This window comes from Pseudomonas sp. FSL R10-2189 (genome assembly GCF_009600325.1).
GTDB lineage: Bacteria > Pseudomonadota > Gammaproteobacteria > Pseudomonadales > Pseudomonadaceae > Aquipseudomonas > Aquipseudomonas helleri.
On sequence record NZ_WIVZ01000005.1, the window covers coordinates 136,852 to 154,691 of the forward strand.

At 62.6% G+C, this 17,840-nt stretch carries 14 protein-coding genes; 9 read left to right on the top strand and 5 right to left on the bottom strand.

Annotated features, from left to right (window positions below; genetic code table 11):
- The first annotated feature begins 352 nt into the window (after positions 1 to 352).
- Entirely contained in the window at positions 353 to 1,345 is a 993-nt protein-coding gene (locus GHO32_RS06250) for a P1 family peptidase (RefSeq protein ID WP_153337990.1), read from the top strand.
- 111 nt (positions 1,346 to 1,456) lie between these two features.
- Here GHO32_RS06250 and GHO32_RS06255 read toward each other — a convergent pair whose 3' ends face one another.
- A complete protein-coding gene (locus tag GHO32_RS06255; RefSeq protein ID WP_153337012.1) occupies positions 1,457 to 2,833 on the bottom strand; it encodes a tetratricopeptide repeat protein in 1,377 nt (458 codons plus the stop codon).
- Positions 2,834 to 3,108: 275 nt separating this feature from the next.
- Here GHO32_RS06255 and GHO32_RS06260 point away from each other — a divergent pair, with 275 nt between their 5' ends.
- From GHO32_RS06260 to GHO32_RS06285, 6 genes are read left to right on the top strand one after another with little or no spacing between them, the layout of a single operon-like run.
- Positions 3,109 to 4,725, top strand: coding sequence for an ABC transporter substrate-binding protein (locus GHO32_RS06260; RefSeq protein ID WP_153337989.1), 1,617 nt, complete (start codon positions 3,109 to 3,111; stop codon positions 4,723 to 4,725).
- Positions 4,722 to 5,714, top strand: coding sequence for an ABC transporter permease (locus GHO32_RS06265; protein ID WP_048367699.1), 993 nt, complete (start codon positions 4,722 to 4,724; stop codon positions 5,712 to 5,714). Before GHO32_RS06260 ends, GHO32_RS06265 begins: the two co-directional genes overlap by 4 nt.
- Positions 5,711 to 6,559, top strand: a complete 849-nt coding sequence (locus tag GHO32_RS06270; protein WP_153337988.1) for an ABC transporter permease — start codon at positions 5,711 to 5,713, stop codon at positions 6,557 to 6,559. Before GHO32_RS06265 ends, GHO32_RS06270 begins: the two co-directional genes overlap by 4 nt.
- The gene (locus GHO32_RS06275) at positions 6,556 to 8,181 is read left to right on the top strand and encodes an ABC transporter ATP-binding protein (RefSeq protein WP_153337987.1); all 1,626 of its coding nucleotides are present in this window, start codon (positions 6,556 to 6,558) and stop codon (positions 8,179 to 8,181) included. The genes GHO32_RS06270 and GHO32_RS06275 overlap by 4 nt, the downstream gene beginning before the upstream one ends.
- A complete protein-coding gene (locus GHO32_RS06280) occupies positions 8,178 to 9,401 on the top strand; it encodes an LLM class flavin-dependent oxidoreductase (RefSeq protein WP_256665446.1) in 1,224 nt (407 codons plus the stop codon). Before GHO32_RS06275 ends, GHO32_RS06280 begins: the two co-directional genes overlap by 4 nt.
- A complete protein-coding gene (locus tag GHO32_RS06285; RefSeq protein WP_368668345.1) occupies positions 9,388 to 10,236 on the top strand; it encodes an alpha/beta fold hydrolase in 849 nt (282 codons plus the stop codon). The genes GHO32_RS06280 and GHO32_RS06285 overlap by 14 nt, the downstream gene beginning before the upstream one ends.
- Before the next feature lie 77 nt (positions 10,237 to 10,313).
- Here GHO32_RS06285 and GHO32_RS06290 read toward each other — a convergent pair whose 3' ends face one another.
- A complete protein-coding gene (locus GHO32_RS06290) occupies positions 10,314 to 10,973 on the bottom strand; it encodes an ATPase (RefSeq protein WP_153335256.1) in 660 nt (219 codons plus the stop codon).
- 93 nt (positions 10,974 to 11,066) lie between these two features.
- Positions 11,067 to 11,507, bottom strand: coding sequence for a carboxymuconolactone decarboxylase family protein (locus GHO32_RS06295; protein WP_153335257.1), 441 nt, complete (start codon positions 11,505 to 11,507; stop codon positions 11,067 to 11,069).
- A gap of 110 nt (positions 11,508 to 11,617) precedes the next feature.
- On the opposite strand from GHO32_RS06295, the gene GHO32_RS06300 reads away from it, so the two are divergent.
- The gene (locus GHO32_RS06300) at positions 11,618 to 12,538 is read left to right on the top strand and encodes a LysR family transcriptional regulator (protein ID WP_153335258.1); all 921 of its coding nucleotides are present in this window, start codon (positions 11,618 to 11,620) and stop codon (positions 12,536 to 12,538) included.
- A 182-nt stretch (positions 12,539 to 12,720) separates the two neighbouring features.
- Positions 12,721 to 13,161, top strand: a complete 441-nt coding sequence (locus GHO32_RS06305) for a cupin domain-containing protein (protein WP_153335259.1) — start codon at positions 12,721 to 12,723, stop codon at positions 13,159 to 13,161.
- Positions 13,162 to 13,222: 61 nt separating this feature from the next.
- On the opposite strand, the gene GHO32_RS06310 is transcribed toward GHO32_RS06305, so the two are convergent.
- The gene (locus tag GHO32_RS06310; RefSeq protein WP_153335260.1) at positions 13,223 to 14,662 is read right to left on the bottom strand and encodes an efflux transporter outer membrane subunit; all 1,440 of its coding nucleotides are present in this window, start codon (positions 14,660 to 14,662) and stop codon (positions 13,223 to 13,225) included.
- Positions 14,655 to 17,834, bottom strand: coding sequence for an efflux RND transporter permease subunit (locus GHO32_RS06315; RefSeq protein ID WP_153442798.1), 3,180 nt, complete (start codon positions 17,832 to 17,834; stop codon positions 14,655 to 14,657). The genes GHO32_RS06310 and GHO32_RS06315 overlap by 8 nt, the downstream gene beginning before the upstream one ends.
- Between the last annotated feature and the right edge of the window lie 6 nt (positions 17,835 to 17,840).

Genomic DNA, 17,840 nt, shown 5'->3' on the forward strand with positions numbered 1-17,840 from the left:
GTGTTCCCCGGTTCGCGCCCTGCTGGGTGGCCAACCTTGTCGGGTAAGGCGACGGCATTGGCGTCGCAAAATAGTGGTCAGTAGCGGCTTGTTGCGGATGCTCTGGGGCATCAGTCTCAAGCTCTGGTGCAAAGGCCTTGAGCAAGGGCTGTGCCATTGTTGAAAAGCCTTTGTTAACAACGGCTTGCAGGGCGGGTGTGAGCGGGGTTGGTGTTTTTGTAGCAATGCCCGATCAGGGTGTTGTTTTTTCTACAGGGGCAGTGGGCGGCAAACCGGCTGTTGACGGCGCTAGCGGCTTTGGCACATCACTTGCTCCACATCGGGTACCACCACCTTTTCAGGAAGCGATTGAATGCCACATCCCGGACCCCGCAACTTGCTCACCGACATCCCCGGCCTGTTGGTCGGCCACGCCATCGATGAACGTGTCGAGACGGGTGTCACGGTGATCCGCACCGATCGCCCGTGGACCGCCAGCGTCGACATTCGTGGCGGCGGCCCGGGCGGGCGCGAGTCGGCGGCGCTGGAGCCGGAGAACATGGTCGGGCAGTTGCATGCGCTGGTGTTCTCTGGCGGCTCGGTGTTTGGCCTGGGCGCTGCGGATGCGGTGACGGCGGCGTTGTCGGTGCAAGGTGTTGGCCTGCATTTGAAGGCGGGCGCACCGGCCATCCCCATCGTCCCGGCTGCCGTGTTGCACGACCTGTCCAATGACGGCGACAAGGACTGGGGGCTGGAGCCGCCTTATCGTCGCCTGGGCTTTGAGGCGCTGAACAACTGCGCTGAAGATTTCGACCTGGGGGCGGCGGGCGCGGGGCGGGGCGCTATGGCGGGCGTGCTGCAAGGCGGTTTGGGCTCGGCCTCGCTGGATTTGGGCGACGGCCTTGTGGTTGCCGCGTTGGTGGTGGCCAACCCGATCGGCTCGGTGTACATGCCCGATGGCGAAACCTTCTGGGCGTGGCCGTGGGAAATCGCCGGCGAGGCCGGAGGTGCGCGGCCGCAGGGCGAACAGGACTGCAACGATCCGATGCCTGAACTGTCGCGGCTCGATTCCATGGGCCGCCTGCAAGCCGGTGCCAACACCACGCTGGTGGTGGTCGCCAGCACCGCACAGATGAGCACCGCCGATTGCAAACGCGTGGCCATCATGGCCCAGGACGGCATCGCCATGGCGGTGCGCCCGGCGCACTTGCCGTTCGATGGCGACACCGTATTTGCCTTGGCCAGCGGAGAGGTTGAACTGAGCGCTGGCGCCCGCCGCCAGGTCGATATCGGCCGTATCGGCTCTGCGGCGGCCACCTGCGTGGCCCGCGCCATCGCCCGCGGCGTGTACGAAGCCCGCCGCTGAAACACCCAAATCTGTGGGAGCGGGCTTGCTCGCGATCGGATCAACGTGGTCTGGCAGAGATACCGAGTTGTCTGCATCGCGAGCAAGCCCGCTCCCACGGGTGTCAGGGGGTTATGGGGTGTGTGGGGTGTTAAGCACCGCCTCAACCCGCGCTGCGGCGGCTTGCGCCAATGTCGGCAAGCCCAGCGCCTGGTACACCCGCTCCAGCGCCCGGTTGGTCGGTACATCCAGCCCGTCATAACGGCGACGCAATTCCAGCACCTGCTGCGCCCCGGCCCAGTCTTGCGCGTGCAGGCGTGCGTCCAGTTCGATCTGGGCGAACAGGTCCCGCTGGGCATGGCTGCCGCCAATGTCGTTCAACCGGGGCAGGGCCACGCCCAAACGTTCCAGCGCCAGCCGGTGTTCACCACGGGCATGGGCCAGCAACCCTTCGGCCAGCGGCAGGGTGACCTCGGCCCAGACCGCCCGGCTGAACACTGGCGCCTCACGCGCATGCTCGCGCAATGCGTGCAGTAATTGATCGGCCTCGGGCTTGCCTGCGCGGCCCAATCCATACAGGTATTGCACGCTCAAAAACGGCTGCACGGTATCGCGGTGGCGGGCCTGCAAGTACGGCGCGAGGGCTTGCCAGCGCTCGCCCACATCGATCCCGGCCAACTCCAGACGGGCCAGCAGCGACACCGCGCCGATCTGGTCCTGGGAGTACGCCGGCAGCACGCCCCAGACATGCTGGTCGTAGATTTCCAGCACCCGCGCCTGATCGCCACGGGCCAAATAGAACAGCGCCAGATGCCACCAGTTGTGGGTGTACATAAACGAATTCAGCCCCTGCCAATGGTGGCTGACGCTTTCCAGAAAACCGATGCCTTCTTCAATGCGCCCTTGGGTCAGCATCACGTGGGCCAGCGCATGTTGTGCCCAAGGTTCGCTCGCTTGCAGTTGCAGGGCGCGGCGCGCACTGGCTTCGGCCTCATCCAGCAAATGGCATTGCTCGTAGGCGAACGCCAGCATGCCGTGGCTCTGGGCGATATCGTCGCTGGCCGCTACGGCCTTGAGGGCGATGCGCAGCAGCGCCGGCCAGTTGCCGCGATTGAACTCCACGTACTGGTTGAGCTTGGCCGCGAACAGGTCGCGGGGGTACTGGTCGAGCAGCGTTTCGCTGAGGTGCAGCACCTGGTCGAGGTCTTCGTTGATCCACGCCTGCAACAGCGCCACATACAGCGCTGCCCGAGGTTGCGGGTCGGCCACCTGCGCGGCGATTGCGCGAAAGCGCTCGGCCAGCACCGGGCCTTCGGGTGATTCGCTGAACATCATCAGGATGCCGGCCAACGCATTGCTCAGCGCCGATTCCGGGTGGCGCTCGGCGCTGGCCACAATCCCCTCGGCACGCGGGTGGTAGCTGAGAAAACCCAGGGTGAAATCGTCCAGCGCCTGACGCGCCAAGGGGTGGTCGGTGTCGATGGGGTTGCCGAGGTAGTCGTGTGACATGCGAGGTGTCCGCTCAAAGGTCGATCCGTTGTACAGGGCAAGGGCTGTGCCAGTTCGTGCGGCTGCGCAGTCAGGCGCACTGGGGGGGAAACAACACATTGGCCACTGTTGCTTTTTCCACAGTCAGGTCCGGAGCTGTGGTTTTTTCATCAATGCGCCCGCGCCGCAGACCGCTGCGCCGCCGGTTCGGCGGCCTGCCGGGGAGTGGCACACCCCTTGCAAAACTGCTTGGCAGTGGGGCCGCGTGCCCCGAGCAATTAACGCCAGGAGTTCGCATGTCCAGTCCAGCCCATCGTCATCCGCCTCGCCCCGGGCCGCTGCGCCTTGCCCTCAAACGCCTGGGCCTGCTGGCCAGTGCCGCAGTGTTTGCCGCCAGCGTTCACGCCGCCCCGCAAGACGGCGGTGTGCTCAACCTGATCGCCCAGCCCGAGCCGCCGTCGCTGATGCACGGCGTGGTCACCCATGTCTCGACCCAATACGTCAGCGGCAAGATCCTCCAGGGCTTGCTGACCTTTGACACCGACCTCAAGCCCAAGCCAGTGCTGGCGCGCAGCTGGACGGTGTCACCGGACGGCCTCACCTACACCTTTGAATTGCAGCCCGACGTGCAATGGCACGACGGCAAGCCGTTCACGGCGTCTGACGTGAAGTTCAGCTTCGGCACCTTCTACCCTGAAGTCGATAAACGCATTGCCAGCGTGTTCGAGGAGTACCTCGACAACATCGACGCCAGCCAGCCGCACCAGGTGGTTTTCCACCTGAAAAAACCTTTCGCACCGTTCCTGTCATTGCTCGGCAGTGGCCTGCGCCCGATTGCCCCGGAGCACCTCTACGCGGGCACCGATTTTCGCAGCAACCCGTACAACCTCAAGCCGGTGGGCACCGGGCCGTTCAAGTTTGAGGAGTGGAAGCGCGGCGCTTACATCAAGCTGGTGAAAAACCCCAACTACTGGAAAAAGGGGTTGCCGCACCTGGACGCGATTGTCTTTCACGTGATCCCGGACGGCTCCTCGCGTGCTGCCGCCTTTGAGCGCAACGACGTGCAGGTGCTGCGCAGTGGCGATGCCGACTACTCCGACCTCAAGCGCCTGGGCGCACTGCCGGGCGTGGAGTCTTCGGACAAGGGCTGGGAGCTGTACTCAGGGCTGGCCTACTTGCAGTTCAACACCCGCAAGCCACCGCTGAACAACCCCAAGGTTCGTCAGGCGATTCTGTATGCGCTGAACCGTCCGTTTATCGTCGACAACATCTTCTTTGGTGCGGGCAAGGTGTCGCCCGGTGCTTTCGCCTCCAGCTCGCCTTACCACGACCCGCAACTGCCGCAGTACGCCTACGACCTGGCCAAAGCCAAGGCGCTGATCGCTGAGTCCGGGGTGGACGTGGGTGCGGTGCGCATTCGTTTGCTCAACGGTGAGAAAGGCGGCGCCTGGGAGCGTCTGGCCGAGTACACCCGCCAGGCCTTGCAGCCGCTGGGTTTCAAAGTGCAGGTGGTGACGTCGGACGCGGCGACCTGGTTCCAGCGCGTCAGCGATTGGGACTTTGACCTGACCTACAACTTTATCTTCCAGATCGGCGACCCGTACCTGGTCAACGCCTACCTGTACCGCACTGACTACATCCTTAAAACCTCGCCGTTCGCCAACGTCGGCGGCTACAGCAACCCGGACGTCGACAACCTGTGGAGCAAGGTTGCTGACACCCCTGAAGGCGCGGAGCGGACTCGCGTGTACAGCGAGCTGGAGCACAAACTCAACGACGACCTGCCGGTGGCGCCGATTTTTGAAATGCGCTACCCGACGTTGTTCCACAGCCAGGTGAAGAACCTGCTGCAAACCGCCACCAGCCTTAACGAAGACTACGAGAGCGTCTACCTGGACGCCCCGGCGCCATGAGCGGCGTGTGGTTCCTGGGCGCGCGCCTTGGGCGTGCGCTGCTGATGATCCTTGGCGTGCTGGTGCTGAGCTTTTTGCTGGTGCGTTTGGCGCCGGGGGATCCGGCGCAACTGATGGCCGGTGAGGCGGGCGTGGACGATGCCCAGTACATCGCCAAGCTGCGCAGTGAGATGGGGCTCGATCAGCCGTTGCCGCAACAGTTACTGCACTACTTGGGGCAGGTGGCGCACCTGGATCTGGGGTACTCGTATCGCAATCAGGCGCCGGTCTGGGACTTGTTGTCCGAGCGCTTGCCCGCCACCTTGAGTCTGATGGGCTCGGCGTTTGTCATCTCGTCACTTTTCGGCGTGGCCCTTGGTGCGTTGGCTGCGCTCAGCCGCCAGCGCCGCCGCTGGCTGGACGGGCTGATTTCCAACGGTGCGCTGTTGTTGTACGGCACGCCGCCGTTCTGGCTGGCGATGCTGTTGATCGTGTTGTTCTCGGTCAAGCTCGACTGGCTGCCCGCGTTCGGCATGCAGACCGTCGCCGCCGACCTGAGCGGCTTCGCCTGGCTGGGCGACCGGCTGCGCCATCTGGTGCTGCCGTGCCTGTCGCTGAGCTTTCTGTTCCTGGCTTTGTACGTGCACCTGACCCGCGCCGCCACCCTGGAGGCGCTGCAACAGGAACATGTCTACACCGCCCGTGCCAAAGGCCTGGCGCCGTCACGGATCGTCTTCGCCCACGTGCTGCGCAACGCGCTGCTGCCTGTGGTGACCTTTGCCGGGTTGCAACTGGGGCAACTGGCCAGCGGCGCCTTGCTGATTGAAGTGGTGTATTCCTGGCCGGGCATCGGCCGCTTGATGTACGACGCCCTGTCCCAACGTGATTACAGCGTGTTGCTGGGCGGCTTTTTGCTGATCTCGGTGTTGGTGGTCGGTTTCAACCTGCTCACGGATTTGGCCTGCCGCCTGATCGACCCGCGCATCGGCGCCGAAGGGGCAGCACGATGAAGGATTCCAGTGTGTGGCAACGTTTTATCGGGCAACCTGCGGCGCTGATCGGCGCGGTTTTTTTGTTGCTGCTGGGCCTGCTGGCCGTGGCGGCACCGTGGCTCTGCCAAGGCTCGCCCTGGGAGATGAACACCACGCCCATGCTCGCGCCGTTTACCCTGGCCGGGCATTGGCTGGGCAGCGACATGCTGGGCCGCGACCTGGCCACCGGCTTGCTGTACGGCGCCCGGGTGTCGCTGTCGGTGGGCGTGTTGGCGACGCTGGCCACCTTGCTCACCGGCTTGCTGGTGGGGGCATTGGCCGGTTACTTCGGCGGCTGGCTGGACGCGGTGCTGATGCGCGTGGCCGAGTTCTTCCAGATCATTCCGCAACTGGTGCTGGCAGTGATTCTGGTGGCGGTGCTGGAGCCGTCGCTGGGCACCATCGTGTTGGCCATCGCGCTGGTCGCCTGGCCTGCGGTGGCGCGGTTGGTGCGCAGCGAGTTCCTCAGCCTGCGTCAGCGTGAATTTGTGCAGGCCGCGCGGGTGCTGGGGCAAGCGCCGTTGGCCATCGTCTTTCGGCAAATCCTGCCCAATGCCTTGGCGCCGTTGCTGGTGACGTTGAGCTTTGTGATGGCCACGGCGATTCTCACCGAGGCGGCGCTGGCCTTTCTTGGCCTTGGCGACCCGGATGCCATGAGCTGGGGCTACATGATCAACGCCTCGCGCGGAATGCTGCGCGACGCCTGGTGGATGAGCCTGATGCCGGGGCTGGCGATTCTGTTTTGCGTGCTGGCGGTTAACCGTGTGGGCGAAGGCCTGCGCATTGCTTTTGAACCTGCCCGTCGCCCTGGAGACTCCGCATGAGCGCAGCTCAACCGATTTTGCTCGACGTCGAGCACCTGCGCATCGCCTTGCCGTCGGGCGGCGACCGCAGCCACGCGCTGCATGACGTGTCGCTGCACGTGCGCGAAGGCGAATGCCTGTGTGTTGTGGGCGAGTCCGGCTCGGGCAAGTCGATGCTGGCCAAGGCCCTGCTGCGCCTGCTGCCAGCACCTCTAAAAATCGAGCATGGCACCCTGCGCTGGCGCGGCGAAGACCTTGCCGCCCTGGATGAACCGGCCATGCGCGCCCTGCGCGGGCGCGACATCAGCATGGTGTTTCAAGAGCCAATGAGCGCGCTCAACCCGTTGCTCAGTGTGGGCCGACAGATCGACGAAACCTTGCAGGCCCATGGCGTGAAAGACCGCGCCCAGCGCCGCGCTCGGGTTGTCGAGCTGCTCGGCTATGTCGGCCTGCCGGACCCGCAGCGGCTCTACCATGCCTACCCGTTTGAGTTGTCCGGTGGCCAGCGTCAGCGCGTGGTGATCGCCATGGCGCTGGCCTTTGCGCCGAAGCTGTTGATTGCGGACGAGCCGACCTCGGCGCTGGACGTGACCACGCAACGGCAAATCCTCGATTTGCTGCGGCGCATCCAGCGTGAGCAGGGCATGGCCATGCTGTTTATCACCCACGACTTTGCCGTGGTCGAGGCCATTGCCGACCGCGTGCTGGTGTTGCAAAAGGGCCATCACGTAGAAGCAGGCACGGCGGCTCAGGTGCTCGGTGCGCCGCAGCAAGACTACACACGGCAGTTGATTGCGGCGGTGTCTGCGGCCCCTGACCACCCGCGCCCGACCCTGGCGCCGGGCAAGCCCGTATTGCAGGCGCAGCAACTGGAAAAACACTTCAGCCGCCGCCTCGGTTGGTGGGGGCGGCGCACCACACGGGCGCTGGCGGGTGTCGACCTGCAACTGGCCGAAGGCGAAACCCTGGGCATTGTCGGTGAATCCGGCTCGGGCAAATCGACCTTGGGCCGCTGCCTGGTGCGTTTGTTGCGCAGCGATGGCGGCAGCCTGCACTGGCACGGGCGTGACGTCACCGACCTGCCTGAAGCGCGGTTGCGCGAGCAGCGTGGCGAGGTGCAAATGATCTTTCAGGACCCGTTCGCCTCGCTCAACCCGCGCCAGCGCATCGGCACGCAACTGATGACCGGGCCGCTGGCCCAAGGTCGCAGCCCGGCGCAGGCGGCAGAAAAAGCACGCGAAGTGCTGGGTCTGGTGGGCCTGCCAGAAACGGCGCTGGACCGTTATCCCCATGAATTTTCCGGCGGCCAGCGCCAACGTATCGGCATCGCCCGGGCCTTGGCGGTGGAGCCCAAAGTGCTGATCGCAGACGAATGCGTGTCGGCACTCGATGCGCTGATTCAGGTGCAAATTCTTGAATTGCTTGAGGACCTGCAACGGCGGTTGAAGCTGAGTATTGTCTTCATCACCCACGACCTGCGCGTGGCGGCGCGCTTGAGTGACCGCATCGCCGTGATGCAGGCCGGGCAAGTGGTGGAGCAGGGCGCGACCGCCGCGCTGCTCGGCCAACCGAATCACCCTTACACCCGCAGGCTGCTGCAAGATTTTGCGCTGCATGCCCCGGCGCTGGAGGCCACACCATGAGCCAACGGATGATGAGCCTCAACGCGTTTTTGATGGCCACCGGGCACCATATCGCGGGCTGGCGCCACCCCGAAGCGCAGGCCGATGGCGGCCTGAACGTCGCCCACTATCAGCAACTGGCTCGTACCGCCGAGCGCGGCTGTTTCGATGCGCTGTTCCTCTCCGATACCTTGGCCATGTTGCCGGGCAGCGTTGAGGCGCTGAGCCGCATGTCGCGCACCGAGCACTTCGAGCCGCTGACGTTATTGGCGGGGTTGGCCGCCGTCACCGAGCGCATTGGCCTGGTGGCGACGGTGACCACCTCTTACAACTCGGTTGAGTCGCTGGCCCGGTCCTTCACGTCTCTTGAAGCCCTCAGCGGGCAGCGCAGCGGCTGGAACCTGGTGACCTCCAGCAATGCCAACGAAGCCTTCAACTTTGGGCGCGACGGCCACTTTGAACACGCCCGGCGCTATGAACGGGCCCACCGCTTTCTGGCCGAGGTGCAGCAACGCTGGGCCAGCGCCGGGGTGGCGCCGGTGCAAGTGCTGGCCGGTGCCTCACGGGAAGGCTGCGAGCTGGCAGCGGCCCATGCCGAAGTGGTGTTCACCGCGCAACCTGAGCTGGCGGGCGCCCAGCGTTTTTACCGTGACCTCAAGGCCCTGTTGCCCCAGTACGGGCGCAGCGCCGAGCAGGTCAAAATCATGCCGGGGGTGATGCCCATCGTCGCTGACACGGCGGACGAAGCGCAGGCCTTGTTTGATCAGTTGCAAGGGTTGGTGCAGCCCGAAGTGGGCCTGTCGCTGCTCGCGGACATTGCCGGTGGCACCGACCTGTCGGCCTTCGCGCTGGATGGGCCGCTGCCTGAGCTGCCCGCCACCGAGTCGGGGGTCAGCCGTCGTGACTTGCTGATCCGTGTGGCCCGAGCAGAAGGCTTGAGCATTCGCCAGCTTTACTTGCGCATGGCAGCGGCACGCGGGCATCTGGTGCTGGTGGGCGATGCGCGGCACGTGGCCGACACACTGGAGCAATGGTTTGTCGAAGGCGCCGCCGATGGCTTTAACGTGATGCCGCCGTATCTGCCCGGTTCGCTGGATGCGTTTGTCGACAAGGTGGTGCCCGAGTTGCAGCGTCGTGGTCTGTTCCGCCGAGCTTATCAGGGCCGCACCTTGCGTGATCATCTAGGCCTGCCCCGTCCCGATTATTTTGCCGCTCAGGAGGCCAAAAGTGCCCAAGGCTGACCCCAACCGATTCGCCCACTTGCCGCTGGTGCGTGGCCAACTGATAGACGTGCGCCCCGGACGACGACTGAGCGTGGCCGTGCATCAGGGCAACCGCGACACCGTGGTGTTTTTGGGCCATGGCAGCGGCGGCAACAAAGACCAGTGGCGCGAGCTATGGCGCAACTTGAGCGAGCAGGGCTACACCTTGGTGGCCTGGGACCTGCTCGGCCACGGCGACAGCGACAAACCGCGCGACGCCAGCGCCTACGCCTGGGACGAACTGGTGGCCGACAATCTGGCGGTGCTCAAGCGCTATGCCGGGCCGCGCAACCTGTACGTGGCGCACTCCTACGGCACCGGCCTGGCCATGAGCACTTTGCTTGCATTGCCGCGCCAGCAACCGGCGCTGCGTATCGACGGCGCGTTGCTGCTGGGCAGCGTCTTGCATCGCCCCGTAGGAACGGGTGGGTTGTTGAGTTTGCCGAACTGGCTGCTGACGTTAATACGGCCGATATTGGCCAAAGACTTTCGCGCCCGCGCCTGGCACCCCGAGGCTGATCCGGCGTTGGTCGACTATGAGGACGGCCTGGCCCAGCGCAACCGCCTGGACGTGTTCAAAGCCCTGATGAACAACGCCCAATGGCCCGACGCCCAAGCCCTGGCCGGGCTGAATGTGCCGGTGTACGTAGTGTCTGGCGAAACCGACGGCCTGACCCCCGCCAGCGGCGGCGAAGCCCTTGCCCGCCACCTGCCCAACGCGCACTACCAGGTATTGCCCTGCGGCCACCAACTGATGCTCGAATGCCCGGAGCAAGTGCTGCAAGCCTTCGAGCGTTTAGCGGCTAACGGTTGACCCCTGTAGGAGCGAGCTTGCCTCGCGATCTTTTGAACTTTTAAAAGATCGCGAGGCAAGCTCGCTCCTACAAGGCATTACCGGCTCAGCACGTCATTTAAAGACCGGTCAAAGTCGTGCAGTGCATTGATTTGGACGTTCTGTTGCTGGGTGATGTCGTGAACAATGTCTTCACTGCGTTTATTGCCCGCCCACACGGGCGTCAGGGATGTCGCATCATGACCGGTTGCCATGGCGAGGTAGTTCAAGTGCTTGTCATAGAAGTAAGCCGTTGTGGTCGATTCAATATCAGAACTGCGCGGCGTGATTAGCTGGCTACGCGTGTCAATCACCACGATCACGTCAGGTTTGGCAGCCTTCAGGGCTTCGACGTCCGGATAGACGGTGACAGTGCCAAATCGGCGTTGCAGGGCGCTTTTTATCCAATCGACAGCAAGGTCAGGATTGGACGTGGCGATGTACGCATCACGAATCGCCGGAACCAGCAGGCTTTGGCCAAATCCTGTGCCTGCGTTGGCCTGGTAATGCTCAAGGTAGGCCCGATTGATCTGGGTGTTCTGGCTGTAAAGGATGCCGAGAGTCAGCTGTTGGCCTATTTCGACCGTGGCCCCGGTGTTGGCGCTTTCAGGTGGGCCATAAAGGCCACTCAATGATGAAACGGCTGACGGTGCAGCAGGAATCGAGCACCCGGATAACAGGGCTACGGCCGTCAATGTCATGACAAACCCCAGTTTCATGGCGGTTCTCCAAGGGTACTTAACACTCAGTCATTAATGGCTGTGCGGGGACAAGGCAGTAAGGCGATGACCTGGCCCCCGCGACAGAGGCATTTATTGCGGTTGCATGGCGAAACCAACGCCAAAGCGGTTCCAGGCGTTAATCGCAGCGATTACAAAGGTCAGCTCTGAAAGCTCTTGCTCGTTAAAGTGCGTCGCCACGGCTTGGTAAATGTCATCAGGTGCGTGGCGCTCTGCGACCAGGGTCAGCGTTTCGGTCCACAGCAGCGCTGCACGTTCACGGGCGTCGAAAAAAGGGGTTTCTTTCCAGGCGCTGATTGCCATCAGGCGGCGAGGTGTTTCTCCGGCTTTCAATGCGTCTGCTGTGTGCATGTCGATGCAGTAAGCACAGCCGTTGATTTGCGAAGCGCGAATGCGCACCAGCTCTCGCAGCGAAGCAGGCAGGATCGATTGAGAGGCGGCTTTCTCCATGCCCATCATTGCTTTCATGGCGTTGGGGGCGGCTTCGTAGTAGTTGATGCGTTTGTTGCTCATGGGGTTTTCCTCTAAATGTCGCCACTTGCCGTGGCATGGGCAAATTGTAGGAACTCAAAAAGCTCGGATAAACTAGCCGAAATCGTTTTGTTCTTACGGGAATTCGTACAATGGCGCTCGACCGTTTAGAGGCAATGCGTGCGTTCTGCCGCATTGTCGAAGTGGGGAGTTTCAGCGGGGCAGCCGAGTCTTTGGGGCTGGCTAAAACCACTATTTCGGGGCAGGTGCAGGCACTGGAGCAATTGCTTGGCATCAAGCTGTTGCACCGTACGACCCGCAAGGTTTCGCCCACCACCGAAGGCACGGCCTATTACAGCCGGGCCCGAGCGCTGATTGACGAGGTAGACGAGCTGGAAGCGTCTGTTTCCAAAAGCCGCAACATCGTTCGCGGTCGGGTTCGAGTCGAAATGCCTTCCCCGGTTGGCATCCTGCTGATTGTCCCGGCGCTGCCTGATTTCGCGGCCAGGTTCCCGGATATCCACCTTGATATCGGCTGCAGCGAACGGGTGACGGATCTGGTGCAGGAGGGCGTGGATTGCGCCATTCGCGGCGGTACGGTGTCGGATCCGGATCAGGTCTGCCGACCCGTAGGGCAAATGCATTTTTGCTTGTGCGCCTCCCCGACGTACCTGGCAAAAGCGCCGCCTCTCAAGGTGCCCGCCGACCTGGCCGGGCATCAGCATCTGGGGTTCAAGTTTCCGGCCACTGACAGGCGCTTTGTACCAACCCTGCAGCGGGGTGAGGAACGCTATGTGCTGGATCTCCCGCCGACCATGTACTTCAACAATGGCACTGCCACCGCCGCTGCGGCGTTGGCGGGGCTTGGGGTCGCCTTTATCCCCACGGCAGAAGCCGTGCCCCACTTCAGCAGTGGTGCGCTGGTAGAGGTGCTTGCGGACTGGACAATGCCGAGCATGCCGATGTCCATTGTTTACCCCTACACGCGGCACTTGTCGGCCAGGGTCCGGGTGTTCACTGACTGGGTGGCGGCCTTGATGGCTGATGATCCGCTGTGGGCACGCTCCCCATAATTTCAGTGTTGGCGAAACGCTAAATGAGGTGATTGCGTTGCTTGCAATACACGTACAGGCCGAGTTCGCAGCGCTGCCGGGCAAGCATCGTGGCACATAAGAAAAACCCGTTTATGGCTCTTTTAATCGGGCAGGTCGGGGCTGACACTCACGGGTCAATCTCTAGGTAAGAGGATCTACCCATGAATATTTTTGCGCTTGCTGCCTCGCTGTCAGGGAGTGTGTTTTTGGCTGTTGCCGCGCCTGCCAGTGCACATGAGCTGACGGAAGTCGTGAGGCCCAACTTTGCACACGCGATTCCAAACATCCCAGGCAAGTCGTTGGTCGCTGTCGAAGTCGAGTACGCGCCTGGCGCCGCTTCCCCTTCGCACACCCATGCCAATTCGGCCTTTATCTACGCTTATGTCGTGTCCGGTGCCATTGAGTCCCAAGTCGATGACGGGCCCAAGCAAGTCTTCAAAGCGGGGCAAAGCTGGTTCGAAAATCCGGGCGCGCACCACGTCGTAAGCCGCAATGCCAGCGCCACCGAGCCTGCCAAACTGTTGGCCGTTTTTGTCGTGGACTCAGACGATAAAGCACTCACCACGTCCGACACATCCAGGACAGCGCCGGGCCAAAAGTAAGAGCGGTGAAGAACAGCGTTAAACGCATGACGCCGGGCAAACCCGGCGTCAGGCGTATCGGTCACTTTATGGAGGTGGGCGGTGCAGGCGCATGTTCTGGCCAGCCTCCGGCCAGGGATGCAAACAGGTCTACTGCGCTGGTGCTGCTGCGTGCCTGACTGTCGGCTTGGGAGATCTGCGCGGTGTACAGCGCTCGCTGCACATCGAGCAGTTCGAAGAGCTCAATGGCGCCAGCCTGGTAGCGGGCGCTGGCTATGCTGGACGCGGTGTTCAACTCGTTGGCCGCACGCGTCAGCCGGGCATTTTCAGCCTGGCTGCGGCTGAAGCGAACCAGTGAGTTCTCGACGTCTTCCAGCGCTTTGAGCACCGTTTGTTGATACGTCGCCAAGCGGGCCGCGGCTTCGGCGTCGGAGGCGGCGATGCGGCTTTTGACTCGGCCTACGTCCAGAAAGGACCAGTCTATGCCCAATAGCGCCAGGTTCGACTCGGCACCTGCGGAGTAAAGCCCGCCGCCATTGAACGCAAACGTCCCGATAGCCGCGCCCAGGCTGACCCGTGGAAAGAGGTCGGCCGTGGCGACGCCCACGCGTGCGGTGGCGGCATGCAACTGCTGCTCGGCTGAGGCGACATCCGGGCGCCGCCGGATGACTTGCGCAGGTGTGTCGGGCTCGATGACCTGCGGCGCCGTCGGCAGCGCGGCATCGGCTTGCAGTCGTGCATCCAGTGCGGTGGGTGGCAAGCCGGCGAGTACAGCCAGGCGGTGCCTGTCCACGGCCACTCGCGCCTGAAGGGGCGGGAGGCGTGACAGTGATATCTCAAGCTGGGCCTGTGCCCGGGACAGGTCGTAAGTCGACCCACGCCCGGTTTGCAACCGCCCCTGGACGATCTCCAGTGTTTGCTTCTGGCTATCGGCATTCGCTTGCGAAAGCCTGAGCATTTTCTGTGCAGCACGCAGGTCGATGTAGGTAGACGCGACCTGGCTGACCACTGCGACCTGCATGGCGTACAGGTCGCTGGCTTTGGCCTGTGCGGCGGACCTGCTGGACTCTACTGAGCGCCGTACCCGGCCCACGAGGTCCAGCTCCCAGCTCAGCGAAGCCTTGTTGGCATACACATCATTGCTGCGGGGCGCACCGTTGGCTTCGTCGGTGCTGGCTCTCTGGTGACCCGCTTGCCCGGACATCGTGACGGTCGGGATCTGGTCGAACCGGGCGAGGCGCAGCAGCGCATTCGCCGCATCGTAGTTGGCCAGCGCTGTTTGCAGGTCATGGTTGGCGGCCAGGGTAGTCTCTATCAGCGCGGTGAGCTGAGGGTCTTCAAAACGTTCCCAGAACGCAGCGCCGGCCGCGTTTGCCTGCGCTTGTCCGGTCTCTTGATCCTGTGTCCGGGTAAAGGTCGCAGGCAGGTCGGGTGTCTGCGGCCGATGAAAGTCAGGTCCGACGGTGCAACCTTGCAAGAGGGCCAACAGGACGGGCAGGGGCCAGTTTTTTAGCTTAATCATGGTGCAGGGCCTCCGCTGCATGGGGTGACAGGTGCGAGGGATGGGCTGGGACACGGGCGCCCAGTTTTCTCAGGACCACGTAGAACACCGGCGTCAGGAACAGTCCGAAGATCGTCACCCCGAGCATGCCGAAGAACACGGTCACGCCGGTGGCATGCCGCACTTCACTACCGGCCCCGGCTCCGATCAGCAGCGGGACGGCCCCGGCAATAAAGGCCACTGAGGTCATGACGATCGGACGCAGGCGCAGACGGCAGGACTCCAGTGCTGCCTCCAGGGTGCTGCGGCCTTGCATCTCCAGTTCACGCGCGAATTCCACGATCAGGATGGCGTTTTTGCACGCCAGCCCCATCAGCACCACCAGGCCTACTTGTACGAACACATTGTTGTCGCCGCCCGCCAGCCATACCCCGGTCAGGGCTGCAAACATGCACACCGGCACGATAAGAATCACGGCCAGAGGCAATGTCCAGCTCTCGTAAAGGGCTGCCAGCACCAGGAACGCGAGAATCACGGCAATCGGGAAAACGATGATGGCGGTGTTGCTTTGGGTGACCTGCTGGTAAGTCAGGTCGGTCCACTCCAGTTCGATACCGCGAGGCAGCGTTCGGGCAGCGATTTCCTCCAGTTTTTTGATGACTTCCCCTGACGACAACACGCGCGGGTCGGCATCGCCAATCAGGTCGGCGGCCGGGTAGCCGTTGTAACGCATGACCGGATCCGGGCCGAAGGTCGACACGATGTCCACCATCGAGCTGATCGGCACCATCTCACCGTGCACGTTGCGCACGCGCAAATTGCCGATGTCTGCAGCGCTCTGCCTGAAGCCGGTATCTGCCTGATCAATAACCCGATACACGCGGCCCAGCATGTTGAAGTCATTCACATAGACGGAGCCCAGATAGGTCTGCAAGGTGTCGAAGACCGCTGTGGGTTCGATGCCTTGGGCCTGGGCTTTGGTTCGATCCAGTTTCACTTCCAGTTGCGGTATGTCGGACTGATAGGAACTGACCGGGAACGTCATGCCCGGGGTGCTCGCCACTTCGGCCTGGAATGCCTCCAGCGCTTTTTGCAACGCGGCATACCCGAGCCCGCCGCGATCGGTCAAAAACAATGAGTAGCCTGAGCCATTCCCCAAGCCCTGAATCGGCGGGGGCAGCAGTGCATAGGCGGAACCGTCCTTGATGGCGGCAAACTTGACGTTGAGCTCGGCATTGATTTGCTCGGCGCTGCGTGAGCGCTGCGAAAACGGCTTGAGCAAGATGTAGGAGGTCACCAGGTTAGGCGTTGTGGTGCTTTGCAAGGCGTTCAAGCCGACATAGGAGTTGGCGAAGTCCACGCCTTCGACGGTCAAGGCAATTGCTGACATTTCACGTGCGACCGCCTCGGAGCGTGCCAGAGAAGCACCAGGCGGCAGCGTTGCGCCTGCAAAGAGGTAAAGCTTGTCCTGGTTGGGAATAAAGCCGCTGGGGATCGTGTTGAACAGCATTCCGGTTGCGCCCAGCAACAAGGCATATATCACAAAGACCACACCACGGCGTGGCAACAGCCGCGCGATGCCACTTTCATAGCGCTCCGAGCTGCGATTGAAGAACCGGTTGAACGGACGCAGCAACCAGCCCAACGCACTGTTCATCCAGCGCGTCAGCCTGTCAGGCGGTGAGTGGTGATGACGCAGCAGCTTGGCCGCCAGCGCGGGCGACAAGGTCAGCGAGTTGATGGTCGAGATGACCGTCGAGATGGCGATGGTTACCGCGAATTGTTTGTAGAACTGGCCGGTGACACCACTCATGAAGGCCATCGGAATGAAGACGGCACACAAGACCAGCCCGATGGCCAGAATAGGCCCCGAAACTTCACGCATGGCCTGGTGGGCAGCCTCCAGCGGGCTGAAGCCCAGCTCGATATTGCGTTCAACGTTTTCCACCACGACGATGGCATCGTCCACCACGATACCGATGGCCAGGACCAGGCCGAACAGGGTCAGGGTGTTGATCGAGTACCCCAGCAAATACAGAAAGGCGAAGGTCCCGACGATGGACACCGGGACGGCAATCAGCGGAATGATCGAGGCGCGCCAGGTCTGCAAGAACAGCACCACGACCAGGACGATGAGCACCATCGCTTCGAGCAGGGTGTGTTGCACGGAGTTGATGGACTCACGCACAAAGACGGTCGGGTCCCAGACGCTGACGTAACTCACGCCCTCCGGGAAGTCCTTGGACAGACTGTCCAGCTTGGCGTAGACCGCGTTTGCAACCTCGATGGCATTGGCGCCGGGGGTGAGGAAAAAGCCGATGGCGACTTCCGGGTTTTTGCCCCGGAATACCCGCAGCGTGTAGTCGTTGGAGTCCAGTTGCACGCGGGCCACATTTGACAGGCGGGTGACCTGCCCGTCGCTGCCGGTCTTGAGGATGATGTCGCCAAATTCCTGTTCGGTTTTCAATCGCCCTTGAACGTTGATCGAAATGAGAAATTCGTTATTTTGCGGCGAAGGCTCTGCCCCCAACTGGCCTGCTGACACCTGGACGTTCTGTTGGCGAATCGCCGCGATTGCGTCTTGAGCGGTAATCCCGCGGGCTGCGAGTTTGTCCGGGTCAAGCCAGACGCGCATCGCGTAGTCGCCTGCGCCGTACAGAATGACGTCACCAATGCCGGGGATGCGTGACAGCTCATCTTTGACATGCAGGCGCAGGTAGTTACGCAGGTACAGGGCATCGAACTGGTCGTTGCTCGAATACATGTCGACGAACATCAAGGGCGTCGGCGATTGCTTCTGGGTGGTAATGCCGTACTGGCGAACCGACTCGGGCAGGCGCGAAAGGGCCTGGCTGACCCGGTTCTGCACGCGCACGGCGGCCGTGTCAGGGTCGACCTTGGCGTTGAAGGTGACCACCACTTGCAGGGTGCCGTTGGAACTGGCAACCGACTTCATGTAGATCATGTCTTCTACACCGGTGATCGCCTCTTCCAGCGGGACGGCGACCGAATCGGCGATTTCTTTGGGGTTGGCGCCCGGATACGTGGCTTTCACTACCACGGTGGCAGGCACTACTTCCGGGTATTCGCCGACTGGCAGCAGCGGAATTGCGACCAGGCCAGCGGCGAAAATAATGATCGACAGCACCATCGCGAAGATGGGTCTGTCGATAAAAAACTTGGAAAAGTCCATAACAGG